The organism is Paenibacillus sp. Y301 (genome assembly GCF_059445505.1).
Genome location: NZ_JCAIUL010000058.1, coordinates 1 through 501 on the forward strand (window position 1 = coordinate 1; position 501 = coordinate 501).

Below are 501 nucleotides of genomic sequence, written 5' to 3' on the forward strand. Positions count from 1 at the left end.
ACACGCACTTGCATCAGTTGTCCGTCAGTACAGCCCAGTTTGCCGATGTTCAGTTGTAGCTTGGTCTTTGGAAACTTGAGACATTTTCGTTCCTTGATCACACAATCTTGATTGGAGAAAATGACCTCCTTCACTCTGTTCCGAGCGTACCCTGGAATATTGGGCTTGCCGTTGTACTTCTCAGGATGCTGGCGGTAGTCCTTGATACTGGCAAAGAAGGCATTCCAATTGTGGAACACCACCTTCATGATTCCCTGACTGCACTGCGTTGGGAGCGCCCGACAATCGATTTGATTCATTACTTTGAACAAAGCATCCAAGAAATTATAATGAACAAAAGGACTCTCTTGCGAGGGTAGCTTGAACGGATGGGAATGGTTCTTTTCTCTTCGTCGTTCGTTCATGACGTCAATATGGGACGCCAGCGTGTCCAGAACTTCCTGTTGCAACGGCTGAAGAGGCTCATTCTTCCCAAAAGCGGTAACGATCTGTCGGATGTAA

The 501-nt window shown here is 47.1% G+C and carries 1 pseudogene; it reads right to left on the bottom strand.

Annotated features, from left to right (window positions below):
• Positions 1-501: pseudogene (locus AC1D69_RS25080) on the bottom strand (RNA-guided endonuclease InsQ/TnpB family protein); the annotation flags it as partial.